This is a genomic window from Gorillibacterium timonense, from assembly GCF_001457415.1.
Lineage (GTDB): Bacteria > Bacillota > Bacilli > Paenibacillales > NBRC-103111 > Gorillibacterium > Gorillibacterium timonense.
In genome coordinates this window covers 1873722-1899807 of record NZ_LN881724.1, presented here as the reverse complement: position 1 = coordinate 1899807, position 26086 = coordinate 1873722, and the positions used below count along the sequence as shown (strand labels likewise).

26 protein-coding genes are annotated in these 26086 nt (G+C 52.6%); 10 read left to right on the top strand and 16 right to left on the bottom strand.

Going from position 1 to position 26086, the window contains the following annotated elements:
* Window positions 1-84 precede the first annotated feature (84 nt).
* Together BN2684_RS21320 and BN2684_RS21315 are read left to right on the top strand one after the other, a co-directional pair.
* Window positions 85-1059: a permease gene (locus BN2684_RS21320; protein ID WP_234340330.1), complete on the top strand. Its 975-nt coding sequence runs from the start codon at window positions 85-87 to the stop codon at window positions 1057-1059.
* Complete coding sequence (locus BN2684_RS21315) at window positions 1056-2204, top strand: TIGR03943 family putative permease subunit (RefSeq protein WP_058304098.1); 1149 nt, start codon at window positions 1056-1058, stop codon at window positions 2202-2204. Before BN2684_RS21320 ends, BN2684_RS21315 begins: the two co-directional genes overlap by 4 nt.
* 151 nt (window positions 2205-2355) lie before the next feature.
* Here BN2684_RS21315 and BN2684_RS21310 read toward each other — a convergent pair whose 3' ends face one another.
* The 8 genes from BN2684_RS21310 to rpsN all read right to left on the bottom strand — a co-directional run bounded on the left by BN2684_RS21310 (window position 2356) and on the right by rpsN (window position 9266).
* The gene (locus BN2684_RS21310) at window positions 2356-3483 is read right to left on the bottom strand and encodes a stalk domain-containing protein (protein ID WP_058304097.1); all 1128 of its coding nucleotides are present in this window, start codon (window positions 3481-3483) and stop codon (window positions 2356-2358) included.
* 294 nt (window positions 3484-3777) lie between these two features.
* Window positions 3778-3927 carry a 50S ribosomal protein L33 gene (rpmG, locus tag BN2684_RS24070; protein WP_082652114.1) on the bottom strand — a complete coding sequence of 50 codons (150 nt, stop codon included), beginning with the start codon at window positions 3925-3927 and terminating at the stop codon, window positions 3778-3780.
* Window positions 3928-3963: 36 nt separating this feature from the next.
* Window positions 3964-5022, bottom strand: coding sequence for a metal ABC transporter substrate-binding protein (locus tag BN2684_RS21305; protein ID WP_058304672.1), 1059 nt, complete (start codon window positions 5020-5022; stop codon window positions 3964-3966).
* A gap of 55 nt (window positions 5023-5077) precedes the next feature.
* The gene (locus BN2684_RS21300) at window positions 5078-5968 is read right to left on the bottom strand and encodes a metal ABC transporter permease (protein ID WP_058304096.1); all 891 of its coding nucleotides are present in this window, start codon (window positions 5966-5968) and stop codon (window positions 5078-5080) included.
* Entirely contained in the window at window positions 5914-6621 is a 708-nt protein-coding gene (locus BN2684_RS21295) for a metal ABC transporter ATP-binding protein (RefSeq protein WP_108722265.1), read from the bottom strand. Before BN2684_RS21295 ends, BN2684_RS21300 begins: the two co-directional genes overlap by 55 nt.
* Window positions 6622-6786: 165 nt before the next feature.
* Window positions 6787-7752, bottom strand: coding sequence for a TIGR03943 family putative permease subunit (locus BN2684_RS21290; protein WP_058304094.1), 966 nt, complete (start codon window positions 7750-7752; stop codon window positions 6787-6789).
* A gap of 15 nt (window positions 7753-7767) precedes the next feature.
* Window positions 7768-8811 carry a permease gene (locus BN2684_RS21285; protein ID WP_082652113.1) on the bottom strand — a complete coding sequence of 348 codons (1044 nt, stop codon included), beginning with the start codon at window positions 8809-8811 and terminating at the stop codon, window positions 7768-7770.
* A 185-nt stretch (window positions 8812-8996) separates the two neighbouring features.
* Window positions 8997-9266 carry a 30S ribosomal protein S14 gene (gene rpsN, locus BN2684_RS21280; RefSeq protein WP_058304093.1) on the bottom strand — a complete coding sequence of 90 codons (270 nt, stop codon included), beginning with the start codon at window positions 9264-9266 and terminating at the stop codon, window positions 8997-8999.
* 164 nt (window positions 9267-9430) lie between these two features.
* On the opposite strand from rpsN, the gene BN2684_RS21275 reads away from it, so the two are divergent.
* The gene (locus BN2684_RS21275; RefSeq protein ID WP_058304092.1) at window positions 9431-10462 is read left to right on the top strand and encodes a CobW family GTP-binding protein; all 1032 of its coding nucleotides are present in this window, start codon (window positions 9431-9433) and stop codon (window positions 10460-10462) included.
* Here BN2684_RS21275 and BN2684_RS21270 read toward each other — a convergent pair.
* Both BN2684_RS21270 and BN2684_RS21265 read right to left on the bottom strand, forming a co-directional pair.
* Window positions 10459-11553: a TIGR03943 family putative permease subunit gene (locus BN2684_RS21270; RefSeq protein ID WP_058304091.1), complete on the bottom strand. Its 1095-nt coding sequence runs from the start codon at window positions 11551-11553 to the stop codon at window positions 10459-10461. The genes BN2684_RS21275 and BN2684_RS21270 overlap by 4 nt on opposite strands.
* A 32-nt stretch (window positions 11554-11585) precedes the next feature.
* Window positions 11586-12626: a permease gene (locus BN2684_RS21265; protein WP_234340292.1), complete on the bottom strand. Its 1041-nt coding sequence runs from the start codon at window positions 12624-12626 to the stop codon at window positions 11586-11588.
* Window positions 12627-12865: 239 nt separating this feature from the next.
* Here BN2684_RS21265 and BN2684_RS21260 point away from each other — a divergent pair, with 239 nt between their 5' ends.
* Window positions 12866-13435: a hypothetical protein gene (locus tag BN2684_RS21260; protein ID WP_058304090.1), complete on the top strand. Its 570-nt coding sequence runs from the start codon at window positions 12866-12868 to the stop codon at window positions 13433-13435.
* A 65-nt stretch (window positions 13436-13500) separates the two neighbouring features.
* Here the strand turns inward: BN2684_RS21260 and BN2684_RS21255 are convergent, their stop codons facing one another.
* Together BN2684_RS21255 and BN2684_RS21250 are read right to left on the bottom strand one after the other, a co-directional pair.
* Window positions 13501-13815, bottom strand: a complete 315-nt coding sequence (locus BN2684_RS21255; RefSeq protein WP_058304089.1) for a VOC family protein — start codon at window positions 13813-13815, stop codon at window positions 13501-13503.
* Window positions 13816-13924: 109 nt separating this feature from the next.
* Window positions 13925-15157: an aminopeptidase gene (locus BN2684_RS21250; protein WP_058304088.1), complete on the bottom strand. Its 1233-nt coding sequence runs from the start codon at window positions 15155-15157 to the stop codon at window positions 13925-13927.
* A gap of 228 nt (window positions 15158-15385) precedes the next feature.
* Between BN2684_RS21250 and BN2684_RS21245 the strand changes: the two genes are divergently transcribed.
* The 4 genes from BN2684_RS21245 to BN2684_RS21230 all read left to right on the top strand — a co-directional run bounded on the left by BN2684_RS21245 (window position 15386) and on the right by BN2684_RS21230 (window position 19744).
* On the top strand, window positions 15386-15886 hold the full coding sequence (locus BN2684_RS21245) for a DUF4358 domain-containing protein (protein ID WP_058304087.1): 501 nt from the start codon (window positions 15386-15388) through the stop codon (window positions 15884-15886).
* 6 nt (window positions 15887-15892) lie between these two features.
* Window positions 15893-17287: an MBOAT family O-acyltransferase gene (locus BN2684_RS21240; protein WP_058304086.1), complete on the top strand. Its 1395-nt coding sequence runs from the start codon at window positions 15893-15895 to the stop codon at window positions 17285-17287.
* Between the two features lie 12 nt (window positions 17288-17299).
* Complete coding sequence (locus BN2684_RS21235; RefSeq protein WP_058304085.1) at window positions 17300-18448, top strand: DHHW family protein; 1149 nt, start codon at window positions 17300-17302, stop codon at window positions 18446-18448.
* Window positions 18449-18661: 213 nt separating this feature from the next.
* Entirely contained in the window at window positions 18662-19744 is a 1083-nt protein-coding gene (locus BN2684_RS21230) for an AI-2E family transporter (protein WP_058304084.1), read from the top strand.
* A 99-nt stretch (window positions 19745-19843) separates the two neighbouring features.
* Here the strand turns inward: BN2684_RS21230 and BN2684_RS21225 are convergent, their stop codons facing one another.
* Both BN2684_RS21225 and BN2684_RS21220 read right to left on the bottom strand, forming a co-directional pair.
* A complete protein-coding gene (locus BN2684_RS21225) occupies window positions 19844-21010 on the bottom strand; it encodes an AI-2E family transporter (RefSeq protein ID WP_058304083.1) in 1167 nt (388 codons plus the stop codon).
* A 74-nt stretch (window positions 21011-21084) separates the two neighbouring features.
* Window positions 21085-22047, bottom strand: a complete 963-nt coding sequence (locus tag BN2684_RS21220; protein ID WP_058304082.1) for a phosphotransferase family protein — start codon at window positions 22045-22047, stop codon at window positions 21085-21087.
* 104 nt (window positions 22048-22151) lie between these two features.
* On the opposite strand from BN2684_RS21220, the gene BN2684_RS21215 reads away from it, so the two are divergent.
* Both BN2684_RS21215 and BN2684_RS24065 read left to right on the top strand, forming a co-directional pair.
* On the top strand, window positions 22152-23015 hold the full coding sequence (locus BN2684_RS21215) for an alpha/beta hydrolase (RefSeq protein WP_058304081.1): 864 nt from the start codon (window positions 22152-22154) through the stop codon (window positions 23013-23015).
* A 214-nt stretch (window positions 23016-23229) separates the two neighbouring features.
* Window positions 23230-23322, top strand: a complete 93-nt coding sequence (locus BN2684_RS24065; protein ID WP_082652111.1) for a YjcZ family sporulation protein — start codon at window positions 23230-23232, stop codon at window positions 23320-23322.
* A 90-nt stretch (window positions 23323-23412) separates the two neighbouring features.
* Here BN2684_RS24065 and BN2684_RS21210 read toward each other — a convergent pair whose 3' ends face one another.
* Together BN2684_RS21210 and BN2684_RS21205 are read right to left on the bottom strand one after the other, a co-directional pair.
* Window positions 23413-23622, bottom strand: coding sequence for a TOBE domain-containing protein (locus BN2684_RS21210; protein ID WP_058304669.1), 210 nt, complete (start codon window positions 23620-23622; stop codon window positions 23413-23415).
* 157 nt (window positions 23623-23779) lie between these two features.
* Entirely contained in the window at window positions 23780-25975 is a 2196-nt protein-coding gene (locus BN2684_RS21205) for a heavy metal translocating P-type ATPase (RefSeq protein WP_058304080.1), read from the bottom strand.
* Between the last annotated feature and the right edge of the window lie 111 nt (window positions 25976-26086).

Here is a 26086-nt window from a genome sequence, read left to right as displayed (position 1 = left end):
GAGTATAGTAGAGAATGCGTAAACTTCCGAATTGGCGGTGGGCTAGTGAAAACCTTCTATCAACTCAATACAATCTTTCTCAGCATGATTATGGAAGCGATCCCCTTCGTGCTAGTTGGCGTTCTGATCTCCGGCGTCATTCAATCCTTTCTCTCTGAACGTTGGATTGCGCGAATCATGCCGAGGAATCGGTTCCTCTCCACGTTGTTCGGAGCGAGTATCGGAGTGTTCTTCCCCTCCTGCGAATGCGGGATCGTTCCGATCACGAAAAGATTGCTGAACAAAGGCGTTCCTTTGCAAGCGGGAATCGGATTCATGCTGACCGGTCCGATCATCAACCCGGTCGTCCTGTTCGCTACGTATATCGCCTTCGGCAACAGCTGGAAGATGGTGCTGATTCGATCCGGAATGGCGTTTGTCGTCGCTGTCTGCGTATCCCTCGTTCTGGGCTTGCTCTTTCCGGTTATGCCGCTTCGCGATTATAAACAGCCTTCCTCTCATCCGAATGGCGCTAAGCCTCTCGCCGATGGGAGTGGATCGCGTGTTCATCTCGATACGGAGGAAACGGCCTGCGCTTCAGAGTCGACCTTGAACTCCCGCTCGGACGTTCGTGATCGAGCTTCTCGCAACCGTAACCGCAGCCGAGAGGTGATGAGCAGGCTGTACCACGTTTGCCTTCATGCGATCGACGAGTTCTTTTCCGTAGGCAAATATGTGATCATCGGCGCCTTTATCGCCGCTTCCATGCAAACCTTCATCCCCACCTCGTCGTTGATGAAGCTGGGCAATAGCCCATTAATGGCATCGCTTGTGATGATCGGACTCGCCTTCACGATGTCGCTGTGCTCCGAAGCGGATGCGTTTATCGCCTCCTCCTTCCGCAGCACCTTCTCTGTCGGTCCGCTCTCTGCCTTTCTCGTCTACGGACCGATGATCGACATCAAGAATACCTTGATGCTCTTGGGCGCATTCCGCAAACGCTTCGTCATCGCCTTGATCGCCCTCGTCACATGCTTCACGCTGATCGGTTCTCTCATCGTTGGGAGGTTATTCGGATGAAACGATTTGTCATCATGCTTGGTTTTGTTCTGATGTTCGTGTTCATTCGTGTGGAAGGCAATCTGAACATGTACATCAACACCAAATACGCCTACTTGTCCGATATGACCATCGCCATCCTCTCCTTGCTCTGCGTCGTCGAATTCATCCGGGTCTTCCGGGAAGAGCGCGCCGAAGAGCGGCGGAAAGCGCTGGAAGCCACAGAAGAAGAGAGCCGACAGAAGGCTGAGAAGCATCACGATAACGAAGAACAGGATGACCCCAGTCAACCTTATCTACAGGAAAGTACCTACCGGGATACGGGCTCAGAGATACACGATAACCATTCACTTGTTAGCAACCAGATTCATGATCACGACCATCATGCTCACGATCACGAACGTGCGCATGATCACGACCATCATGCGCACAATCATGATCACATTCATGATCACGATCACCATGCGCATAACCACGGACATGCTCACGATCACGATCAAATGGGGCATTCCCACGCCCATGACCACGATGGCCATTCGCATGGTAATACGACCCGTCTTCAGCGTGCGATTACGTATCTCATCCTCTGCGTTCCCATTTACACCGGCATCTTTTTGCCTATTCAGACCCTCGACTCAAGCTTTGTGAAGGCAAAGGGATTTTCCTTTCCCAGCCTCGATGTGTCCGCCGACAATCCCGGCAATCATCAATTCCTGCGGCCGGATACGAGCATCTTCTACGGCAAGGACGGGTACGAGAAGCTGAAGAAAAAGGAATTGGCCGAATTTGCGGGCAAGGACGAGATTCCGCTGAACGAAACGGATTATTTGAAGGGGATGGAAGTTCTATATAATTTCCCTGGAGAGTTTATGAGCAAGACCGTCTCCTTCGACGGCTTCGCTTACAAAGGAGAACAGGTCGAAGGCAATCATTACTTCGTCTTCCGCTTCGGCTTCATCCATTGCGCCGCCGATTCTGGTGTGTTCGGGATGCTGGTCGATTTTCCCAAAGGTACCGAGCTGAAGGATGATGATTGGGTCCATGTCACCGGTACTCTCTCGTCGGAGCTGTACCAGCCCTTCAAGCAAACGCTGCCTGTGCTGGAAGTCACCTCTTGGGATCGGATTGAAGCACCCAAGAATCCTTACGTCTATCGCAATTTCTAGGATAACGGAGACTTAGCAAGAAGAAGAGCGAACATGCGAAAGAAGCTTCCAAAACCGCAGCTATTGCGGCAATGGAAGCTTCTTTGCATAGGTCCTGTATCACTAGATCGGAGCGCGCTGCTCCCTATTCAGCGTAAGAATATCACCGCATTTACCGGAACAGACGGAGCGGAAGCGTGAACTCCGGGAAGCCCGCTGCGTAAGGCGTGTATTCGTACGGATCGAAGAAGACGACGATCGCATCGTTTTGCAGGTAGAACGACTGGTTATCCTTAATGGATTCGAACGGCGTCAGCAAATAATCCTGATTGGCGAATCTCTTCTTGATCTCTTTGTTGATGATGGTTTTGTAGTTCGGGTTGCCGAGCGCTGCCTCTTGAAGCGTCAAGACTTTGCCGGTTTTGAGATCAAAGGTGAAGGGAATCCGTGCAGGTGACCCATGCGCCCCGCCTAGATACAGGTAAGACTCTAAATAGAGGCTCAGCTTGTCATGGACGTTCGATTTGATGAAGTAATTCACGGTGAAGCTGTTCGGAGCGGCCCCCGGTTCAGATTCCTTCAGATCCTTACGGGCTTCTGCGGCCATTTTTTCGACTTCCGTTTTCAGAAAGCTATTGATCTTGTCCTGAACGGCTTTATCAGCCAATCCAGTGAGCTGCGGGTATTGAATCTCGAATTCCTGCTTGCTGGTCGTTTCGTTGATGGTCTTCGTCGTGATCGTCAAAGCATTGATCGGCAGCGCCGTAATCGTAATCTGCTTGTTGGCGTTATAATCGACGTTATAGCCCAAGGTCTCCAGGAAAAACCGCAGCGGAATGTAGGTCGTTCCATTCCGGATCACTGGCGATGTGCCATATATCTTTTGACCGTTAATCGTATAGGGGCGCGGATCGCTTTCCTTCGTCACGATGGTGACATTACGGCCGCTGACGGTGGAGGATTTGGTCGCAGGGTCCCAGCTGACTTTCAGCCCCAGCTTGTCACTGAGAAAACGGAGAGCGACGTACGTGGTATCGCCATTCTTCGAGACGGCCCCGGGAACGGATTGCACTTGGCCGTTAATTTTCATCGTGAGAGTTTTCGGAAGGATGGCATTCGCCGCAGCTTGCGTCTCTTCTCCCGAATAAGTGGAAGCCGCATGGGCCGTCAGGGCGGAAGTCGGGATGATAGAAAGGCTTCCTCCGGCAAGCAGCGATACGGCTAAAGGAACCGATATCCATTTGGTTGGGGCAAAGCGTTTGACAGATTGGCGGTTGGGTTGAGGTTGGATGACTTTCATACGGATATCTCCTTTGCGCGTTTGGGTTGGGCAGGTAATCCTGCCCCTCGTCATTCGGTATCTCCGAAAGGAGGGAAGCTCATGCATCCAATCGGTACACTTCTTCTTCACTCCAGGATCAGGGAACCGAATCATAGGAATAGACGATTTGGGTTTCAAGAAAGTTCCATTCTGTTGATTGCGATGACGATTAATTTGCCTAAACAAAGGGACAAAATTCCGAATTGAAAAACCCTCTCCGGATCGATGGGATTCCGAAGAGGGTTTCATTAATTATATTTATATTTTGTTGCATTAACGAGTTTCCCTATGCAGGGTTTGTCTCGCCAACCTCGGGCAATACTTCACCAACTCTAGCCGACCAGGCGTATTCTTCTTGTTCTTCGTAGTGATATAGTTTCGGTCTCCGCATTCCGTACAAGCTAATGTTACGATCACTCGCATCTCCTGATTCCCTCCTTTTTCATTCTTAGCTGGTGCCTATTCGGATAACGCCTTCTTGAGGGCTTCCAGGTTGTTCTTCATGATGCCGATGTAGTCGAGTCCCTTCTGCCGCTCCTCATCCGTAAGCCCTTCGAGCGGATTGAGCACATCGGTCTTCGCACCGATCTCCTTGGCGATGGTTTCGGCGATCTTAGGCTCCACCAACGTTTCGAAGAAGATGGTCTTCACCTGATGGTCTTGAGCAAACGTAATGACCTCTGCCATTTGCTCCGGAGAAGGCTCCTGCTCAGGGGATAGACCCGCAATGGGAACCTGCGTGAGTCCGTATTCCTTTGCCAGATAAGCGAAAGCGGCGTGTTGGGTAATGAAGTCCTTGCGCAGTACGTTTTGAAGATCCGTTTTAAAGGCTTCATCCAGCTCTTTCAGCTTCGCGATATAAGCGTCGGCGTTCTTCTGGTATTCGTCCTTGTGCGCAGGGTCGGCTTTCTTGTATGCCTCAGCGATGGTTTGAACCTCTTTCTGGGCGAGCACGGGGCTCAGCCAGACATGGGGATCCAAGCCATGCTCCTCTTCCTCATGGCTACCTTCACCTGTAGAATCATGGTTATCTTCCTCGTGACCCGCTTCCCCTTCATGGTCGTGGTCATGCTCGTCTTCCCCTTCCGCAAGCGTAATGCCTTCGCTAGCTTTCACATCGACTCGCTTGTCGCTCGCAGCACTTGTGATCACCTTGTCCGCCCAGCCTTCTACGATGCCGTTGTAGACAAAGAGATCCGCTTCTTGAATAGCCGCGACATCCTTCGGCGTCGGTTCCCAATCATGCGGCTCAACTCCGCCTCCAATGAGTGCGGTGACCTCCGCGTAATCTCCGCCAACCTGGCGAGCGAATTCGTACATCGGATAAAAGCTAGCCACAACCTTCAATTTCTTGCCTTCAGCCGGTGCGGGTGAGGCGGATGCCGTTACTGCTGAACTTGGAGATGCGGAGACAGTTGAAGAATCGGTCGCCGCCGATGGGGTGGCTTTACCGCAGCCGGTCAATAGTACAGCGCTGGCGAGGATGACAGAAAAGGAAAATTTAACAGGGGATGAGATCGATGGTTTCACAGGTGTTCCTCCTAATGAGATGAATGATATTGAATGGGGAAGATTAGTAGTCCAGTCCCTTTTCCGAGCCGTGTAGATTCTGCCCTTTTCGAGAAGGCGACGACTTTGCTTTCTTGCTGTTCTTGGAACCAAACCGTTTCCAGCCTTGATGAATCCCCGTACCGACCAGCCAGATGCAGAGCAGCACGAGGGCAATCGTTCCACCAGGGGGCGTGCTCCATTCATAAGAAGCCGTAAGCCCCGAGAAAACGCCAGTCATCCCGATGCCGATGGAGATGACAATCGACCATGCAAAAGACCGGGATAAGCGAATCGCCAGAGCGGCAGGCAAAACGATGAGGGAAGAAACGAGCAGGACTCCGACAATCGGCATCGCCGACGCGACGATCATGCCGGTCAATACGCTGAAGGCAAAGGTCAAGCGATTAACAGGTACTCCGATGGAACGCGCTGTTTCCTCATCGAAGGTCAACAGATAGAGCGGCCGGCGAAACAAGGCGAAGAATAAACCACCGATTACGGTCACAATCGCGAGAAGCAATAGCTCTGTGGTATTTACCGCTACAACTGTTCCGAACAAGTAGGAGGAAAAGCTCCGGGTCAAGCTTTTGTTCAGGCTCATCAGCACAACCGCAAGAGAGAGTCCGCCGATCATGATGATGGCGATGGAAATTTCGCTGTAGGATTTATAGCTCCGCCGCACATATTCAACGGCCACTGCGCCGAGTACGGCGGTCAGAAATCCGGCAAGCGTGGGGTTAAACCCGAAATAGGCGCCAGCTGCAACTCCAGCGAGGGAAACATGAGACAGCATGTCCGCCATCAGCGCTTGACGGCGCAGCATCAGATAGACCCCGAGCGTCGAGGCCAGGACCGCAATCATCCCGCCGGCATAAAATGCCCTCTGCATGAAGTCGTAGTGCAGCATCGCCATCCCCCCTCCTCCGTTCGCTCCAGTTCGATGATCCGATCGAGCCGATCCTTGACCTCCTCCAGGTTATGGGTCACCATCAGAACGGTGCTTCCTCTGCCGCGAACTTGCTCCTCCATCAGTTGGTAAAAATCCATGCGACTGTTCTTATCCATGCCGGTGACTGGCTCATCCAGGACGAAGAAATCCGGCTCCTGTACGAGCGTCCGGGCGATGCAGATCCGCTGTTTCTGACCTCCCGACAGCTCGCCGATCCGATTCCCGCGATGCTCCCACATGCCGACCTGTCGCAAGCCTTCCTCCACCTTGCGGTGATCCTCCGGCAGCAGCCGCTTCAGCCAAGCGCCTTTCCGGTATCGTCCGGAGAGGACAAACTCCTTCACCGTGCTGGGAAACCCACTGTTAAATGCGGAGAGCTGCTGGGGTACGTACCCAACTGTGAGGGGTCTGCTATCGGCGCATCGATCTGCCAATTGAATCAATCCACTCCAAGGCTTCAGCAAACCGAGCATAAGCCGCAACGCTGTAGATTTGGATGCGCCGTTCGGGCCGGTTAACGCAACGAACTCGCCCTGCCGGATCGACAGGCTGGCATTGACCAGCGAAGGAACGTCTCCATACCCGAAGACCACTTCCTCCATCTTGACGATCTCCATGTTCATCACCTTTCCCTGCTTTGCCGCCAGCATCGGCGTATGTCAAAAGCAGTCTTTTCTTATACGTAATAATTACGATATTGCACGATGCATTCGCTTAGCCGATTCAACGAGTGCGCTGTCAGCCCTAATCGTGTGGATAGGAATCGGCGTGGATCGACTGTATTACCGAATTAGATCTTGATAATCCCCGGTATAGAGATAGACGTAAGGATTCGCGGGAGCCGTAGACGGAACAACGCTACCATCAGCCAGAGCCAAAACCGGTTTTCCATCAACCTTCACTTTGCTGATGGTTCCAGTCACGGAAACCCATTCGTCCTGCTTCCAATCGCGGCTATTCACATCCCGAACAAGCACGCCATAGGAGGAGGAATCCGCCGCGCAGCAGGACATGACCAGTCGAGCGACGGCGAATTCGTCGCCCTTCATTGTTTTATCCCGGTAGACAAATCCACTGATCGTCATGGTCTTCCCGACAAAGCGATCGAGATCCAAATCGACCGCGCGGAGAACCTCCAAGTACCCCTCATCCGGTACCGAGATTCGATCTTGGTTATAGAGCCGCTTGGCGAGCCAAATGAAATCCTCATTGTAGCCGTCAGTTTGAACATCCTCTGAAGCTCCGGTCGAAAACCCTCCCGAATCGAAAGGCCCGGCAGCCGAAACACCTTTTGCCGTAGAAGATGACGCAGACAGAAACCCGACTGTCCCATCCGGGCCGCTCAGGGATATTCCTTTGACGGCGGTCAATTCGCTTCCTGAAACCCCGTCTGGAAGCAGAAATCCTGTTAGGAGCGGCAGCAGAAACAAGAGATAGAGCAGCCCGCTGGACCGACCTCTTGAAGCCGGGTCCGGCGCACAGCAGTCGCAATCCATCCGCTCCTCCCGGCGTGTTCCGAGCGCCAACCAGATTTGAGCTCCCGCCACAACAATCAATCCCAGTGCAGCAAGCTTGACGAGCGTCTCCATCCGAGGAGCGATGTAATGAAAGAGATTGCCGCTCTGAACGAGATAGAGAATGTAGAGAGAATAAGCAAGCAGCAGCAAGGCTCGAAACAGATAGTGGCGGACCATGCGGCTATCTGCTGGATGTCCAGCCTCATGGTTCATTCGTGTTTCCTCTCGCATCTAGAGTCCTCCTTCTCAAGTCAAGCCCAGAGCGGACCCAAATTGATGAATCAGCAGGACTCCGCCGAGGACGAACAGAACGACTAGAATCGAAAGCAGCAGCACGAATTTTCCCCGAAAAACCGAGAGCAGCATCAAAGTTCCTTTCAAATCGAGCATCGGTCCCAGCACAAGAAACGCGAGAAGCGCGCTCGGTGGAAAGGCTCCGGTGAAGGAGGCGGCCACAAAAGCGTCTGAGGTGGAGCACAGCGAGAGGACAAAGGCGAACCCCATCATTACTAGGCTTCCGGTGAGCGGATGGCTTCCGATCCCGGTGATCGCCGAGCGAGGTACCCCCGTCTGAATGGCTGCCGTTAGCACGGAGCCCAGGAGCAAATACTTGCCCATCTCAAAAAACTCATGGCCCATGTGTGAGAACGCCTGCGAGAGGCGATGTCCGATCGCTGTCGGTGTACTCCCTTCCTGCCGAGCTTGCTGAGCTTGTGCGTAGAGCTGCTCCTTATCAAGCTTAAGCGGCTGCCGGATTTTGATCGCATACACGACGAGTGCGATTCCGCATCCGACGAGCAGGCCAAAGCCCATCCGGGCGTAGCTCATCTCCGGATTGGAGCGGAAAGCCGTTAAGGTTGCCGCATAGACAACCGGATTGACAATTGGGCCGACCAGCAGGAAGACAACGCCGATATAAACCGGCATTCCCTTCGCCATCAAGCGGCGCACGATGGGAACAATGCCGCATTCGCAGAGCGGAAACAAGACGCAGAGAAGACAGGCAACCGCGATCCCTCCGAGCGGATGGTTCGGAATGAGCTTCCGAAGGGTCTGTTCGCTAACGAAGACCTGCATGAACGCAGATACCGCAACTCCGAGCAGCATGAAGGGCAGCGCCTCCAGAACGATGCCGATCAGCATCGTCTTAAAGGACATGATGATATCCGCAGCCGGAAGTGTCATCGTCAAGGCGCGGTGGTTCGGGCTTAACCGGATCACCGTCCCGGCTGTACAGATGACCAATAGGAATAGCCAGGGTATACTCGTTCTGAAGCTCCCAGTGCGCATAGGCAATCCTCTCCGTCCAGCCCCCTTGCCGGACCGTTTGTCTTACCTATACCCTATTCGGAGTGAGGACAGGTTATGTCCGGAGTCTCCCTATAATCCGTACAATCCGCCTGCAATGCGCGTTATCCATGGTCTTGTGAGCGTTCACCCTGACTTCAAAGCCTCAACCAGCCAAACGATGCTTCTCACCAGCTGGACTTGGTCACGCCAGGGATTTGCCCCTTGTGGGCCAACTCCCGGAATACGATTCGGGATACATGGAACTTCCGCAGATAGCCTCGCGGTCGTCCTGACACTTCACAGCGGCTCTTCAATCGAGTCGGAGAGGAATCCCGCGGCAGCTTGCGGAGGGCTTCCAGGTTCCCCTGGAGCATAAGCTCTCTCCGTTTGTCCGCATAGCGGGCTACCAGCTCCTGCCGTTTGCGTTCTTTCATGATCTTCGATGTTTTGGCCATATCTGGCGCCTCCTCTTATTCGTAATTATTACTATATAATACGATTAAAGCATAAAACACCGCTCTTGACAAATATCTTTTACCAAACCCTTTGCCAAATCCATGATTCGAGAGTAAGATTTAATCGTAAATATTACTAATTCACTTGAGAAAGGAACCTTGCGATGAGCATCCCTGTCCTGATCCTGAGCGGCTTTCTCGGAAGCGGCAAAACGACTCTTCTCCTCCACCTTCTGGAGGAAGCGGATGCCCGCGGTCTTCGTGCCGGCGTCTTGATGAATGAACTCGGAAAACGGGATGTCGACGGACAAATTGTAAGCGAAACGTCCGATATCGCCCTATCGCGACTCCTGGACGGCTGCGTCTGCTGCACGAAAAAAAGCGAGCTGGCCGGAAGTCTCGCTTCCCTATTGCGGACCAAGCCCGATCTTCTGATCATTGAACTCACCGGCGTTGCCAATCCGGAGGAAGTGGCCGATGCCTTGACCGAACCCGAACTGCTCGGAAAAGTGAAAATCAAGCAAATCGTCACTGTACTGGATGCGGAGCACACCCTTGAGTACAACAGCATCTTTGCCTCGGACAAGGAGCTGGTGAGAACGCTGCGCAGGCAAATTGAAGTCGCAGACCAGATCCTTCTCAACAAGATCGACCGGGTAAAGCCTGCTCTGCTGCCCAAGCTTGAGAAGGCGATCCGCAAGCTGAATGATCGGGCTCCGCTGATTCCGACTCGCATGAGTCAAATGGAGCTGCCCCCTCTCTTCGAAGGAATTCGACCGGGTGAAAGCGGCGCTATCCCCGTCCGCCGCCCTCTTCGCGTATCAACCGGAGCAGTTCCGATGGTAATGAACCGGGAAAACCCTCCTGTACAGAAGGAGCAGCCTGCTTCCTTCTCCCGCATCCGGACCTTCCTGCTCGAATTTCCGAACGGAGCCGGACTGCCGCTTCCCAAGATCGAACGTTATTTGTCCCTTTGGGGTCAGGGTCTCCTGCGAGCAAAGGGCTATGTCCCTCATTCCAGCAAGGGTACCCAGTTGCTGCAATATGCCGGTAAGCGGGCCGAATGGACTCCCGCTCGATATGAAGAAGCCCCCTACCTGGTGCTCATCGGACTCGATCTGGATGAGAAGCGGTTGCGAACAGAATGGGAGGCTCTCTTTCCGACAGGGGTATCGAAGGAAACAGCCAGAAGCTAATTACCCGATCCAGACAGCTCAGCAAAATCGCCCATATACGGATAGACATAGGGAGAGTCCGGCGCTTGGATCCGGCTGATGGATTCAGCCTTCACGGTGATGATCTCCTGACCTTGATAAGTGGAGCTCTCGATGGTCCCCGTCACGGTGACCCAATCGTCCTTCTGATACGTAGTGGACATCGACGACCGGACGAGAAGTCCATATGGCGCCGCGTCGGCAGAGCAGCATTGCATGGCTAGGCGTGATACGACAAAGCTCCCCTCTCCCATATCCTTCTCTCGATATACGAACCCGCTGAGACGGATCTTCTTGCCAAGAAACGGTTCCTTGAACAGATCCAGCGCTCCGAGTATCTCCATAAAGCCGGTTTCCTTCACATCGACGAGGGAGTGTGCGGCCAATTTTCTGCCGAGCCTGGCATAGTCCTCCATGTAGGGATCCGTGGTAGCAAAAGGATCATCGCCCGTACTCTGAGCCTCAGGCAACGAACCGTTCGGCGGGGTAATATCTCCCTCGCCCGGTGATGCCGTAGGAAGGGAGCCAGTAGAAGCGGCATTCTCTCCATCGGCATCTGGGCTTTCGAAAGCCGCTCTCCCCTCTTCGTCTGTAGAGCTCCAGCTCTCGGCAGATGGAACTGCCGCACTCGCCCGACTCACCGGCTCCTTCGACGGAGCCGATTCGGCGAGGAGCTTGGCCTTCTTGACCGCTAACACATTCGCGTTCAGGTTCATCCCCTTGACAGCGGCAACGCTTGCGCCCATCACTGAATCCGGCAGCAGAAGGCCGAGGCTGAGCGGCAGCACAAATAAACCATACGTTACCACATTGCGCAGGAGTGACCTTGAAGGAGCGTGCGTGCAGCAGCCGCACGCTCCTTCCTTCGGCTTGCCGAACAGGCCGAAATACGCTTGAAAGGCGCCGATGATGAACAGCGCGACTCCCGCATATTTCACCTGCTGCTCCAGCCGGGGAATGATGTAATACGACAGCTTTCCGATCTGGACCAGATAAGCGATATACGCGGACAGCCCCATCAAGATAGCGGCTCGAGCCAGATAATGAAGGGACTCTCTTCGGGTATCATTCATAAACGCGCTCCTCTTTCATAGTCGTAAGCTTGCTACCACAATGCATAATGGGACAGGATGAGGGAGCCAATCAGCACGGTCACCGTAATCAACCCCGCGAGCAGTAGGACAAACCGAGGCTTGAAGACCGACAGCAGCATCAAGGTGCTCTTGAAATCAAGCATCGGTCCGAAGACGAGAAAGGTGAGCAGCGAACCGGACGAGAACGTCCGGGCAAACGAAGACGCGACGAACGCATCCGAGGTGGAGCAAAGGGACAGCACGTAAGCGAACCCGATCATGAATAGATGCGACACAATCGGCTGCTGTCCGATCTCCGCCATCCCCGCCCTCGGAACAAAGGCCTGGATCAGCGAGGTCATCACCGAGCCGAAGATGAGGTACTTGCCCATGTCGAAGATTTCACCGCCGGCTTGCTCCATCACGGCGAACAGCTTGCCCATGCCTTTTGCCTGAGTGCCAGATTCCTCTTCGGGACCTTCCCCAGATTCTGCCGCCTCGCTTCGGTACAAATCCTCCTTGGTCGTTTTGAGTGGATCGCTTTTAACGAAGGCATAAAGGATGAGTCCAATGACCAGCCCAACCAAGAGAGCGAGTCCCATCCGCGCATACACCATCTCCGGGCGAATTCGGAACGCCGTATAGGTCGCGGCGAAAACGATGGGATTCACGATCGGTCCGACCAGAATGAATACGACTCCTACATAGAGCGGCATGCCTTTTCGTATCAGCCGCCGGACTACCGGAATCATCCCGCATTCGCATAAGGGGAAAAGGATACCGAGCAGACAGCCGAAAGCAATGCCGAGAATCGGATTCTTCGGAACGAAGCGGCGGATCCAAGCTTCCGGAACCACCACTTGCAGGATGGCGGATACCAATACTCCGATGATGAGATAAGGAAGCGCTTCGAGAAAGATGCTGATGAACATGGTCTTGAAGGTCTGTACGCCTTCGGTTCCAAAGGAAGGAACCTTCAAGATTCCCCCTGGATTCATCGCGATCCAAATGATGAGGAACATGGCAAGTCCAAACAACAAATGAATACCGAAATTAGCTGCAGAGCGGCGCAAGAGGTGAAGCTCCTTTCAAAATCACAAGGATCGTTCGTTGCAGGCTGCGAATGGAGTCATTATAGCATAATCGTAATATTTACGTATATACAAAGAGATGAAAGGCATCTGTACCACCTATTCGTCTGCTTTCGCTATACATGCATGAAGAAATTCGCTACATCTTTCCGTTTCGGAATGCCAACACCTCTTTTTACCGTCCATTGTGGTAAAATAAGCTAAAAACAGTGAGGTACCGAATGGGAGTATCGATTTCGATTCCGCCGATTGCCTTCGTAGGGATTGCGTTGGTTATAGGCAACGTAATTTTTAGCTTCGGAAAAAGCAAGCTGATGAATACGAGCTTTATTCTCCTGTCTTCTATCTTCTCCCTCGTGGGTATTGTGGAGATGATGGTAGCACGCCCTCAATTTATGGAGAGGTTAAAGTACAGCGCGAGCCGTCGGGATTTTGACTCCACATTCGTAGAATGGGCGAAAGACAAGTATGATTCTTTTGCCGTTATTTCGATAATCGCGACGTGTACGGCGATCCTACTATTCGTACTCATTTTGATCATATCAAGGAGTCAGACCGGTTTTCTTTGGGAGTATCATACGGGGATCGTGATTGTCTTGATGATCCTTCATTTTTTTGCCGGAGTTGGTTATGGGTTGTCGACGTTTAATAAATGGTTCGACATCGCAGGGCCTATCTCGAATCTAACCATTGATGCATGTTTGGCTATGCACCTTCCGCTCGTGGTGAAAAGGCTGCTCGTTCGTAAAAGTAAAGGGGAAAGCTCACTGACAATAAAGCCAGCAGAGTAAGCTAGACTAGAAGAATAGAAGCCCGAAGGACAACCAACCGCATTCGTTCATTTCCCTCTCTTGCTTCACAATTGTTCAATATAAGGTCCCAATGGATAATCGATTTTTGCACCATCTTTTAAAACTTCATAGGCTCTCTTTACATTTTCTTCATTACCTTCACCAAAGTGGAAGCAAAATTGCATAGTATTACCATTTTCCCTCTCATCAAGTGCCTCTGATATAGCTAACACTTGCCCGTAGGCCTCTAATTCAGCATGAAGATAGCTTCCATCTTCGTTCTTACTTTCATGTAATAACTTAGCATCAAAAGCCTTTTGATACATTTTTACTGCTTCAACACTATTCTTGAGATACATTTGCATCATGGTTCTTACCATTACTTTTCCTCCTGCTCAAATATACAGCCAAGAAAAATCACTGTAATTCCGAATATTCCTGCAAAATAGGACCTCTTCTCCACCGTGGATGAGAGGTCCTTTCGTTCAATTAAATCAGCGCCCAGTTGCCGGACCGAAATACCGGTTCCAGCGTTCCATCCGCTAATTCTCCGTCGATATCCATTTCGGCTGAGCCGATCATGAAGTCGACATGCGTCAGGCTTTCATTCAACCCAAGCGCAGCAAGCTCCTGCGGCGAGAGATCAGCGCCTCCTTCAACGGAGCTGGAAAATGCCCGGCCGATCGCCAGATGATTGGAGGCATTTTCGTCGAACAAGGTATTGAAGAAGATCAGGTTGGAGTTCGAGATCGGCGAATTGTGCTGTACGAGCGCCGCTTCCCCGAGGTAATGAGAGCCTTCATCCAGCTCGATCAGCGCCTTCAAGCTTTCATAGCCCTTCTCCGCTTTGAAATCGACCACCCGGCCCTTCTCAAAGGTGAGCGTGAAATTCTCGATCAAGTTGCCGTTGTAGCTGAGCGGCTTCGTGCTGGTTACATAGCCTTCGGTTCCTTCCCGATGCGGGGAAATAAATACTTCTTCCGTCGGAACGTTCGCATTGAAATCGTTGCCCTTGGCATTGGCCGACTTGCCACCGCTCCAAATATGGCGATCAGGCAGCGCTACCGTAAGCTTCGTCCCCGGCGCGCGGTAATGGAGCTTCTTAAATTGCTTGGCGTTCAGCTGCTCGATTCGCTCATTCAGAGCTCCATTATGAGCTTTCCAAGCGGCGACCGGATCCTCTTGGTCGGCACGGGTTGCGCGGAAGATAGCTTCCCAGAGAGCGCGGACCGCTGCTTCTCCCTTAAGCTCCGGAAATACCTTCTCAGCCCAGGCAACGGACGGAGCGGCGATAATCGACCAGGTTGCCCGGTCGGTGAACGTATATTCGCGCCATTTGGCGAGAGCTGCACCGGCCGCTTTCTGGAATGCGGTGGTACGCGATGGCGCCGTACCGCTCAACAGATCGGGATCGCGAGATTCGATCAGCAGGTAGGCTCCACCCTCCGCCGCGACCTTGGTAATCGCATCTGCTCTCCATTGCGGGTATTCCGCGAAGGAATCCTCCGGTGCGAGCTTATAACGAAGACGGGTCACTTCGTCATCCACCCACTCAACTTGGACAAGCTTCGCTCCTGCTTCATAGGCTTTACGCACGACCAGGCGCACGAATTCCGGCTGGTGCAGCGAGGTATTGATCCATACGGTTTCGCCGGGCTGCACATTCAAGCCAACCTTCACCGTAAGCTCCGCGTAATTTTCAAGACATTTTTCGAAATCCATCGTTTCTTACCCTCCAATATGGAATAAATTCTCTCCACCACTACCTTCGACAGGCAGGCGCGCTTCTCCTCTTTTACCAGGATGTACGGCGAGTTTCCTCTCCGTATTCTAGGCTTTACCGAACAGTGGAAAAAGATAACAGCCATGATGCTGCAACAATCGAGAAGCGATTGCCGTTTGAGAGAGCGACAACCAATCAACCAAAACCATTAAGGAGTCGACCCCAAAATGAACCTCACTTCCCGCAAGAGCATGCTGTTGATTCTCGTAGTTCTTCTTAGTCTTGCCGCCGCAGGCTGTACCAATATGAAAAAGACTGCTGCAGCTGAGCCTACGCTGCCCCCCCAGGAGATGGTCGATGATATCCTCAAGCAGGTCGAGCAGCCCTCCCTCATCGACATTCAAGCCGATGCCGTTAAGGACATGTATGACATCGACCCGGCTCTGCTTGAAACGTATGTCATCAAAATGCCGATGATGAACATCAAAACCAATGAGCTCGCAATCCTTCAGGTGAAAGAGGAGAAGGACCTTCCGACGGTGGAAGCTGGTGTGAAGAAAAGAGCGGAAGCCGTGCAAAAGCAGTTTGAGACCTATTTACCCGATCAATACGAAAACGCCAAGAACTACAAGCTAGTCACCAAAGGAAATTATGTGCTGTTCGTCATCTCCGAGGATGCGGATAAAATCGTTAGCTTGTTTGAAGGCTACTTCCCGGCTGGAAAGTAACCCATCATGGTATTCAGCAGCCTGATCTTTCTCTTCCTGTTTCTGCCGACCGTTCTGCTTCTCTATTACGCTTCGCCCCGACGTATTCGCAACCTGGTCCTGTTTCTGACGAGCCTGCTTTTTTATGCCTGGGGAGAGCCGATCTATATCGGCATCATGCTTCTATCCACGATCACCGATTACAGCTTCGGCTTGCTGCTCGATCAGCCAAATCGGTCTCCTCGCGCGCGGAAGCGGATCGTTGCCTCGTCCGTTATCGTGAATCTAGGTCTGCTTGGCTTTTTTAAATATGCGGACTTCCTGATCGGTACAGTCAATTCGCTGGTCGGCACAGCGATTCCAGCCACTGACCTTCCGCTGCCAATCGGGATTTCCTTCTACACCTTTCAATCGATGTCCTATATCATCGACGTCTATCGTGGCAAGACGAAGGCTCAGCGAAACTGGATCGATTTCGGCGCGTTCGTGGCGCTTTTTCCGCAGCTGGTTGCCGGACCGATCGTCACCTACAACACGATTGCGGAGCAGTTGAGATCGCGCAGGGAGACCTTCGAGCAATTTGCAGAAGGAGCTCGCCGCTTCGTCATCGGGCTCGCCAAGAAAGTGCTGCTCGCCAACAATATTGGTCTCGTCTGGGACGGCATCGCTTCCCTTTCACCTGATAGCCTTCCCGTCTTCACGGCGTGGCTCGGACTCGTCGCCTTCGCTTTTCAAATCTACTTCGATTTCAGCGGCTACTCGGATATGGCCATCGGCCTTGGGTTGATGTTCGGCTTCCGGTTCCGTGAAAATTTCAACAAGCCCTACGCCTCCCGCAGCATCACGGATTTTTGGCGCAGATGGCATATATCACTCGGCACCTGGTTTCGCGATTACGTCTATATCCCGCTCGGAGGCAACCGCCACGGGCTGGCTGCGCAGCTGAGGAATATTCTGATCGTCTGGCTGCTCACCGGCTTCTGGCACGGCGCGAGCTGGAATTTTGTCCTTTGGGGGCTGTACTTCGGATTCGTACTGAGCTTCGAGAAGCTCATCTGGCTTCGCTGGCTGGAGCGTTCGCCGCGGTTCGTGCAGCATTCCTATGCCATCGTGATGATCCTGATCGGCTGGGTCTTCTTCGCCTTTACGGATCTTGGCGCGATGGGAGACTTTTTCCGTGCATTGACCGGTTTGAACCACCAGGCTTTGTGGAACGAGAGAACCCTGTACCTGCTCTATACCAACGGCCTCCTTCTCATCATGCTGATCGGCGCCTCTCTCCCGGCTCCCCAGGTAATCCGGGTCATTTGCCGCAAGCTTCCGTTTGGTTTGTCCGCACTAAGTCTCGGTCTGCTCTTTTTCCTGTCGGTCGCTTATCTCGTGGATGCCAGCTACAATCCGTTTCTCTATTTCCGTTTCTGAGGAGGGACCTTCATGACCCCAAAGCAAAGCAAGCTTCTATCAGCCGGTTTTGTTGCGATTCTCTTTGCCGCCGCCCTCCTGTTTCTCGCACTCCCGGTGCAGGGCTTCTCAGAGACGGAGAACCGCCGTTTGCAGGCATTTCCACAATGGTCCTGGACAAGCTTACAGGACAAAAGTTTTACGGACGGGATCGAACGCTACATTTCGGATCATTTCCCCTTCCGGGATCAATGGGTTGCGCTAAAGTCGCGGATCGAGCAGCTGCGTCTTCAACAAGAAAACAACGGCATCTTCAAAGGCAAGGATGGCTATCTGCTGGAGACGTTCCTAGAGCCGGATTATGCGACCATCGCCAAATACACGGATGCCATCAAGACCTTCGTCCACAAGCTCCCAGGAGTGAACATTCGTTTCCTGCTCGCACCCAATTCGATTGGACTGAATGCGGACAAGCTCCCTCCGTTTGCCGAGGTCTATCCAGAGGAGAAAGTCAACGAGTATATCGGCAATCAAGTAAATGGGCAGCTCGATTACTTGAACGGATTCGATTTCTTGACCGCCCAAGCAAATTCCGAGCAGCCGCTCTATTATCGAACGGATCATCATTGGACGACTTCCGGAGCCTATCAGGCTTACCGGGCTTATGCCGCTCAAATGGGTTGGGTACCGCTTGCTCCAGAGGACTTCTCGATTGAAACGGTAACGGATCGTTTCCTCGGAAGCTTCCATACCCGCAGCCAATTCGCCGGGTTGACCCCGGATTCCATCCAAGTGTATCAGCCTAAGCAGCCTGTGGCCAGCACCATGACGGTTGTCGATACGGGAGAAACATTCGACAGCTTGTATTTCCCAGATTTCCTGCAAAAGAAAGACAAATACTCCTATTTCCTAGGCGGCGTTCATGCTCTTGTTCAGATTCGCACGGATTTGCCTTCCGGCAAGGCAACGAATGAAAAGCTTCTCGTCATCAAAGACTCTTACGCACACAGCTCCATTCCTTTCTTGACGCAGCATGTGGCAGAGATCGATGTGATCGATATTCGCTATTACAACGGCAGCCTGGCTTCGTATGTACAGCAAAATGGAATCACGGACGTCCTGCTGCTGTTCAACACCTCCACATTTGTCGAGAATACGGACCTGATCAAATTCAAGCGCTAGCAGAGAAACGGTCGGTTATGCCCGCCTCGAACTGGAGGCTCTCCGTTCGAGGCCGGCCCATGACATACCGATTGACGCCGCTTCGTATCCACACGATTAGGTTGACCGCGTATTAGCAGGAATTCGTTATCATCTTGGGGAATAGGTTATACGCCCGAGCTTTTGGGGTAATGATTCATTACTAGACCGATGGATAACGATTGGGGTGCCCTAATGCTGCAGAGCCGCTTTTTCCGCAACTCTCTCAAGATAATTGCCGTCCTGTTAATCATTTTTTTGACGACCAAGGTGAGCTTTCTGCTCAATCCGATCATTTCCATGATCAAGATTTTGGCGCTCCCCTTCATGCTGGCGGGCTTTTTTTATTACATGTTTCGGCCCTTGGTTAATTATTTGACCCGAAGAAAGGTAAACCGGTCCGCTGCGATTCTGCTGCTCTATTTCGTCCTCGCCGGGTTCATTACCTTACTGGCGATTCTCGTGTGGCCGCTGCTCAGAACCCAGGTACAGAATCTGATGAACAACATTCCTCAACTCGTCAGCGGCTTTCAAATCCAACTGAATCAGCTCCAGGACAGCCGGTTCTTCTCCATGCTGGGACCAAACGAAACGGATTGGACGCAAAACCTGACCAAATACCTCGACTCGAGTATTACTTACGTCACCAACTACTTGTCCAATTCCGTATCGGCGTTTACGAATTTCTTATTTGTGATCTCGACGGTGCCGTTCATTCTCTACTATATGCTGAAGGAGGGCGGCAAGCTCTCCAAAGCGGTGCTTAAGGTTACCCCACGAGCTTATCGCAAGGATGTCAAGGAAGCCTTATCTGATATGGATGGAGCGCTGAGCGGGTACATCGTAGGCCGGGTGATCATCACTTCGCTGCTTGCCTTGATGATGTACATCGGGTTCCTCTTTATTGGATTGCCCTACTCTCTGCTGCTTGCGGTGGTTTCGCTCTTCTTCAATCTGATTCCGTACATCGGACAATTTCTCGGTGCGATCCCTTGTCTGATCGTCGGATTCATTGATTCTCCCACGACGGCGATCTGGGTTCTCGTCATCATCCTGGTCGCGCAACAGATTGAAGGGAACTTGCTGGCACCGCATATCTACGGCAAGCGGCTGGATGTCCATCCGTTGACGACTGTCGTGCTCGTTCTCGTCGGCGGCGATCTTCTCGGCATCGTCGGCATCCTGGCCGCTCTTCCCATCTACCTCGTTGCGAAGATTATCGTCGTGCTGCTCTATCGGCTGTTTCTCGCGGAAAAGGTGGAGGAATTCGTGGAATAGACCAGCCCGATCGTACAATGACTCATCTCCAGGGAAATGAAAAGGAGGCCCTTTCGAATGAAATGGGTCTCCTTTTTGGGCTGCGTTTCCTTATTCAGCTTATGGCTGTGGTGGCGGAGAAGCAGGACCGTCAACCGCTGCCGGAATCGGGGCATACCAGCCGGACCGCTCCCGGAACCAGGCGAAGGCGTTCGTGACGATTACCTTCAGGATAGCATATCCGGGTACGGCTAGGACAATTCCGACAAATCCGAATAGATTGCCTGCCGTCAAGATCACGAAGATGATGGTCACCGGATGGATGTGCAGACTCTTGCCCATGATCTGCGGCGAAATGAATTTCCCCTCGATCAATTGAACGAGCGTCCAGATCACGATCATCTTCAGCAGCATCGCCGGGGAGGTGACGATCGCGACGATGAGCGCAGGTGTGATAGCGATGGCCGGCCCGAGATAAGGAATGACGCTCGTACAAGCGGCGATCAGGGCAAGCGTAAGCGAGTATTTCAAGCCGATGATCAGGTAGCCGATATACAGAAGCGCACCGATGCAGAAGCTGACCGTAATCTGTCCACGAATGTAGGAGCTGATCTGACGGTTCATCTCGGACATGATTCGGAAGGAATAACCGCGCATCCGGGTAGGTGCTATACCAAGAATGAACTTGGGCAGCTTCCGCCCATCCTTTAGCAGATAGAACAGAATGAACGGTAGGGTAACCAAGGCGAGAACGATATCCTTAAGGACGTTAATGAACGACCCGACCCCCGTCACTGCATCCTGCAAAAAGCCGCTTACTTTACCGGACAGGTCTTGCGTCCAAGAGGATGGATCGGTCCCCGTCCATTGATTGAATTGACTCAAATAGCTGCTGCTCATGAATTTGCTGACCTGCTCTTGGGCTTGTTCGCTGTAGCGAGGGAAGTTCCCAATCAGCCCATTCACTTGCCCTGCCAAAAAAGGAATGACGTTCAGGAACAGGACGACAAGCAGCCCGGCAATCACCAGGTACAAGCCGAGTATGCTGTACCCCCGCTTGATCTTCTTCGACTCCAGAAAATCCACGATAGGATTCAGCAGGTAATAGGCAATACCGGTCAAAATTAAGGGCAGGGCAACCGTCTTGAACAGAACGGTCAATGGTTTAAACACAAATCCGATTTTGGAGTAGACCAGAATGGTCACCCCGATCAACAGCAGAACCAGCAAGGTTCTGACCAGCAGATTCGCCTGCAGGATGGATTTCAATCCGTTTCCGATGCGCATTTCTCTCTCTCTTCTCCTCCTCGTGTTCATCCCCGTAGTCATAGGCTACCATACGGGAATGGGCAGGCAAGGTTTCACTTCATTTTCAGGGCCTCCAACCCTTCCTTCAGGTTGGAATGAGCCCAAGCGATATGATCTTTGTTCTCATACTGCCGATAATAACATTCAATGACCATCACCAGATCCAGATAGAGAACGTATAGGTCCCGGCGAACTCGTTCCGCTTCGGTGAAATGTTCCTTTCCGTATCCGCGTCGATATGCAGTCGAGGAAGAATTGAACTTCCCGAAATAAACTTCCATAAGCGGATCCGCCCAAAGTGAGCGCTCAAAATCGATGATCCCGACGATCCGTTCGTCCTTCACAAACACATTACCGTCCCATAGATCCCAATGAACAAGCTGCGGGACGTTCACTTCGGAGCAGGCATCGAGCCGGCTCTCCACCTCGCGCTCCAAGGCTTCATAAGACAGAGGCAGCTCGATTCCAGCCTCCTTACCGTCAAGCAGAAGATCCTCCATCAGGATTTGGAAAGCGTCCTTCCACGTCGAAGCCGAGCCATTTTCCAAGCAAAAATAACCAAACCGCTTTCCTTGTATGGCGTTGATCCGCCGGTTATAATCGCCGAGAGCAAATTCGATTCCATCTCTCGCCTCGGGTGAAAGAGCTTCCTTGACTTTGTTGTAGGGCTCGCCCTCCAGATATTCCATCAGGAAATACTCGCATGGCACCAGGCTGCCCGATGGATCGTAGGTATACACTTGCGGAATAGGAACTCCGTTTGATTGGGCCTGAACGAGTCGGAGCGCCTCCACCTCCGCCCGCATATTATCCCGCTCGCAGCGCATCGTCTTGAAGCCTTTTACAGGTGCGGCCTTCAGGATGACCTTGCGGTCGTCCTCCAGTTGGATCGCATAGGCCGTATTGGCCCATCCGTCCGACAACTCCTTCAAAGATACGACTTTTTCCTTCATGGTCTCCGCTGTGATCCTCTGGATTTGCTCGATTGTAAGCTTGCTCTTCATGGTACTGTTCATATTGTTGGTCTCCCGTTTCCAATGTAAGTTTGATAAACTAATCATACAGGATGAAGAGAGATTCGTGAACGCTTTCAATTTCAATTTTGAAAGGAAGGCGCCTTATGAAAGATTACTTGTCCACTCGAATCGATTTAAGATGGAGCCTCGCGGATGGAACTCGCATGTATGCTTGGCGGTCCGATCCCGAGGATGCTCAACAAGTCCAAGGCGTTGTCGGTATCGTGCATGGGATGGGCGAACATTCCGGCCGTTATGAGCATGTTGCCGCCTATTTGAATCATGCCGGCTATGCCGTAATCACCTTTGATCAACGCGGCCATGGCCGAACCGTCGGCGACCGAGGCCATACCCCTTCGTATGATGCGCTTCTTGAAGGCATCGACCGTCTCGTTCAGGAAGCGGACCACTACTATCCCGGACTCCCCTTCTTTCTCTACGGCCACAGTATGGGCGGCAACACGACGCTGAATTATTTGCTGCGTCGACGTCCACAGATTGCCGGCGCTGTCGTCAGCGGTCCTTGGCTGGAGCTCGCCTTCAAGCCACCGCTGCATCAATTGGCGGCCGCCCGGGTTGCATCTGTGCTTTATCCGACGTATACCAGCCAGAGACCGATGAAGGCGGAGGATTTGACTGCTGATCTGGACATGCAGAAGAGGTATTTGGAAGATCCGCTCGGTCATGGACAGATTACGGCCGGATTCTTCTGCGGTGTGCAGAAAGCTGGATTATGGGCACTCGCCAACGCAACGCGCCTTCAAGTTCCGCTCCTTCTCATGCATGGAGGGGCCGATCAGGTCACCTCGATTGCGGCCAGCCGTCGATTTGCGGAACGTGCCGGCGAGTTATGCGAATTCATGGAATGGCCGGGAATGAAGCATGAGCTGCACAATGAGACGGATCGATCTATCGTCTCTGAAGCGGTGCTAAAGTGGCTGAACGGAAGGCTGCAGCGGCATAGTTGATTTCAGCGTATGGTATCGCATCCTTCATTCGCAAGAGCCTGTCCTTCTTGAGAAGGAAGATAGGCTCTTTTCCATCCCTTGCTGATGCGGAGGTAGTCCTTCACCTCTCTCCAACAAAAAGTTCAGTCGGCGCGGTTTGAATGGGGGAATGACCATACCGTTCCATCCTCTCCGCCATATAATGCTGAAGTTTCATTGGAAGGGGTGAGTAACGATGGGAGTTGTTGCAGGGGGATACGGTTCTTCCTTCGCTTTTGTACTGGTGCTCTTCGTTCTGCTGGTCATCATTCTCAAATCCTTCTATTAATCCCGGCAATCCAATTAAAATAAGAAGGCGGTCCCTTATGGGATCGTCTTCTTATTTTGCTGCTTGCTTGCATCATTCGATTAATCAGGGCTACTCGGTCATCAGTAAAATGGAAGATGATTTGATGACTGCCGTGACCTCTTTGCCTTCCGTAAGCTCCAGCTCTTCCGCCGCGTCTAAGGAGATGATGGAGGTAAGGCGTTCTCCTCCGGCAATTTCGAGTATGACCTTCGCATTCACTTGACCTTTTTGGACTTCCAGCACTTTGCCGCTCAATTGGTTTCTGGCGCTCAGCTTCATGTCACATCCCCTTCCATGGTTGTTAGGATGGACGAGAATTATGCGTTTGTCCAAGCTGATTTCGTCCTTCGCTTTCCCCATTATACCAGATTCTTCTATCAACTGGCACTTGAATAGGGAGCATTTTCTGACATAAGCTGTCGATGGAGTCGAAACCTTACACGGAAGGCCGGGACTGGGCTCGAAGCACTCTCATGCTGTTGAGAACCGCCAATACTGTCACTCCGACATCGGAGAAAACCGCCTCCCACATCGTCGCGAACCCGAAGGCTCCAAGGATGAGAAAGATGCCCTTCACGCCGAGTGCAAAGATAATGTTCTGCCAAACAATCCGTCTCGTACGGCGCGCGATCTGAATGGCGGTCGCGATCTTAGACGGTTGGTCCGTCATAATCACGACATCGGCCGCTTCAATGGCCGCATCCGATCCGAGCCCCCCCATCGCAATGCCCACATCGGCTCTCGCCAACACCGGAGTGTCGTTGATGCCGTCTCCAACGAAGAGAATCTTATCCTTAGCACTCTTCATCCGTTCTAGCTGTTCGATTTCCTTCACCTTGTCGGCAGGTAACAGCTCGCTGTGCACCTCATCGAGCCCCAGCTTCCGTCCAACCGCTTCACCGACGGCGCGGGAATCGCCCGTCAGCATGACGGTTTTGCGAATGCCGAGTCGTTTCAGCTCGCGGATGGCTTCAGCGGAGTCCTCCTTCACCTGATCGGCGATCGAGAGGAACCCGGCGTATTTACCATCGATGGCCAAATGAACGACGGTGCCCGCGGATTCCGCTGCGGTCCAAACGACGCCTTCCCGCTCCATCAGCTTCGCATTGCCGGCCAGAAGCGTTTTCCCGCTAAAGCGAACTTGAACACCGTGACCGGAAATTTCGTTATAATCCGACAGCTCTTCCTGGCGAATAGTTCTTCCGTATTTGCTCCGAATGGACACGGCGATCGGATGGCTGGAATAGGCTTCTGCATAAGCCGCATATTCCAAGAGTTCATCGGCTGTGTAAGGAGCTTCCGGCGAGATTTGATCCACCTGGAATACGCCTTTGGTCAGGGTGCCGGTCTTGTCAAACACGACGTACTTCGCGTCGTACAGTGCTTCCAAATAGTTGCTTCCTTTGACCAAAATCCCTTCCTTGGATGCCGCGCCGATGCCGCCGAAGAACCCGAGCGGAATCGAGACCACAAGCGCACAAGGGCAGGAGATGACGAGGAAGATCAATGCGCGGTAAATCCAATCCTGGAACTCGGCTCCGTTCACCACGAGAGGCGGAATCAAAGCCAGAAGAAGTGCCGTAATGACGACGACCGGAGTATAATAGCGGGCAAATTTGGTGATAAAGTTTTCCGTCTTCGCCTTGTTGGCGCTGGCGTTCTGTACCAGCTCAAGAATTTTCGATGCGGTGGATTCCGCAAATTCCTTTGTGACCTCTACCTTCAACAGACCGCTTCCGTTGATGGACCCGCTGAGCACCACGCTCCCCGCCGAGGCTTCCCGGGGAACCGATTCGCCGGTCAGAGCGGAAGTATCGAGGAACGAGCTTCCCTCAAGGACGATACCATCCAACGGCACGCGTTCACCGGGCTTCACCAGAATGCGGTCACCGACTTGTACCTCCTCAGGAGAAAGACGAGCCTCTCCATGATCCGTCAATACGTTGGCATAATCCGGACGAATGGCCAGGAGCGATTTGATCGAACGGCGTGACCGGTTGACAGCCATGCTCTGGAACAGCTCTCCGACCTGATAAAACAGCATGACCGCTACGCCTTCCGGATATTGCCCGACGGCAAACGCACCGATGGTTGCCAGCGACATAAGGAAAAATTCATCGAACACTTGACCGCGGCTGATGTTTTTCAGAGCCTGGAACACAATATCCGCACCGACCAGCAAATACGCTGCGACGAACAGAAGAATACTAAAGGTCGATTCAGGCAGTGTCCAAGCGACTGCCGTAATCGCGGCACCGGCAATCAGACGACCGATGAGCAGTCGGTTTCCGGAAGCGGAATGCTCATGATCGTGCCCGTGTGCATGATCATGTCCATGTTCGTGTTCGTGGTCATGATCGTGAGCCCCACTTTCTCGCTGACGGCCTGTCCGGTTGACTTTCACCTTCACATGCGGCTCCAATCGGAGAACGACATCTGTGGCCTTCGTCAACAGGTCCTCTTCCTTCTCATGCGGGATTTCCAGAACCATGGTCTGATTTGCAAAATTTACGGAGCAACGGGTCACGCCATCGATCTCCTGTACGCCCCGTTCGATTTTTGCCGCGCAATGGGCGCAGTCTAGCCCTTCCAAAGACAGCTCACGCCGGATCAATTCCCTTGAGGTTGCCATATTCATTCCTCCACTCAATAACGTATGAGCAATTGTTCATATATAGTATATTCACCACCTTGCCGAATTGTCAATCCATCTTTCAATCAATCTTCCCATCAATTCTGGTGG

Bases quoted from the DNA above. Each gene is read 5' to 3' on its own strand.
- BN2684_RS21320 (WP_234340330.1), top strand. From the start codon at position 85: ATGATTATGGAAGCGATCCCCTTCGTGCTAGTTGGCGTTCTGATCTCC.
- BN2684_RS21315 (WP_058304098.1), top strand. From the start codon at position 1,056: ATGAAACGATTTGTCATCATGCTTGGTTTTGTTCTGATGTTCGTGTTC.
- BN2684_RS21310 (WP_058304097.1), bottom strand. From the start codon at position 3,483: ATGAAAGTCATCCAACCTCAACCCAACCGCCAATCTGTCAAACGCTTT.
- rpmG (WP_082652114.1), bottom strand. From the start codon at position 3,927: ATGCGAGTGATCGTAACATTAGCTTGTACGGAATGCGGAGACCGAAAC.
- BN2684_RS21300 (WP_058304096.1), bottom strand. From the start codon at position 5,968: ATGGCGATGCTGCACTACGACTTCATGCAGAGGGCATTTTATGCCGGC.
- BN2684_RS21295 (WP_108722265.1), bottom strand. From the start codon at position 6,621: ATGGAGATCGTCAAGATGGAGGAAGTGGTCTTCGGGTATGGAGACGTT.
- BN2684_RS21290 (WP_058304094.1), bottom strand. From the start codon at position 7,752: ATGCGAGAGGAAACACGAATGAACCATGAGGCTGGACATCCAGCAGAT.
- BN2684_RS21285 (WP_082652113.1), bottom strand. From the start codon at position 8,811: ATGCGCACTGGGAGCTTCAGAACGAGTATACCCTGGCTATTCCTATTG.
- rpsN (WP_058304093.1), bottom strand. From the start codon at position 9,266: ATGGCCAAAACATCGAAGATCATGAAAGAACGCAAACGGCAGGAGCTG.
- BN2684_RS21275 (WP_058304092.1), top strand. From the start codon at position 9,431: ATGAGCATCCCTGTCCTGATCCTGAGCGGCTTTCTCGGAAGCGGCAAA.
- BN2684_RS21270 (WP_058304091.1), bottom strand. From the start codon at position 11,553: ATGAATGATACCCGAAGAGAGTCCCTTCATTATCTGGCTCGAGCCGCT.
- BN2684_RS21260 (WP_058304090.1), top strand. From the start codon at position 12,866: ATGGGAGTATCGATTTCGATTCCGCCGATTGCCTTCGTAGGGATTGCG.
- BN2684_RS21255 (WP_058304089.1), bottom strand. From the start codon at position 13,815: ATGGTAAGAACCATGATGCAAATGTATCTCAAGAATAGTGTTGAAGCA.
- BN2684_RS21250 (WP_058304088.1), bottom strand. From the start codon at position 15,157: ATGGATTTCGAAAAATGTCTTGAAAATTACGCGGAGCTTACGGTGAAG.
- BN2684_RS21245 (WP_058304087.1), top strand. From the start codon at position 15,386: ATGAACCTCACTTCCCGCAAGAGCATGCTGTTGATTCTCGTAGTTCTT.
- BN2684_RS21240 (WP_058304086.1), top strand. From the start codon at position 15,893: ATGGTATTCAGCAGCCTGATCTTTCTCTTCCTGTTTCTGCCGACCGTT.
- BN2684_RS21235 (WP_058304085.1), top strand. From the start codon at position 17,300: ATGACCCCAAAGCAAAGCAAGCTTCTATCAGCCGGTTTTGTTGCGATT.
- BN2684_RS21230 (WP_058304084.1), top strand. From the start codon at position 18,662: ATGCTGCAGAGCCGCTTTTTCCGCAACTCTCTCAAGATAATTGCCGTC.
- BN2684_RS21225 (WP_058304083.1), bottom strand. From the start codon at position 21,010: ATGCGCATCGGAAACGGATTGAAATCCATCCTGCAGGCGAATCTGCTG.
- BN2684_RS21220 (WP_058304082.1), bottom strand. From the start codon at position 22,047: ATGAACAGTACCATGAAGAGCAAGCTTACAATCGAGCAAATCCAGAGG.
- BN2684_RS21215 (WP_058304081.1), top strand. From the start codon at position 22,152: ATGAAAGATTACTTGTCCACTCGAATCGATTTAAGATGGAGCCTCGCG.
- BN2684_RS24065 (WP_082652111.1), top strand. From the start codon at position 23,230: ATGGGAGTTGTTGCAGGGGGATACGGTTCTTCCTTCGCTTTTGTACTG.
- BN2684_RS21210 (WP_058304669.1), bottom strand. From the start codon at position 23,622: ATGAAGCTGAGCGCCAGAAACCAATTGAGCGGCAAAGTGCTGGAAGTC.
- BN2684_RS21205 (WP_058304080.1), bottom strand. From the start codon at position 25,975: ATGGCAACCTCAAGGGAATTGATCCGGCGTGAGCTGTCTTTGGAAGGG.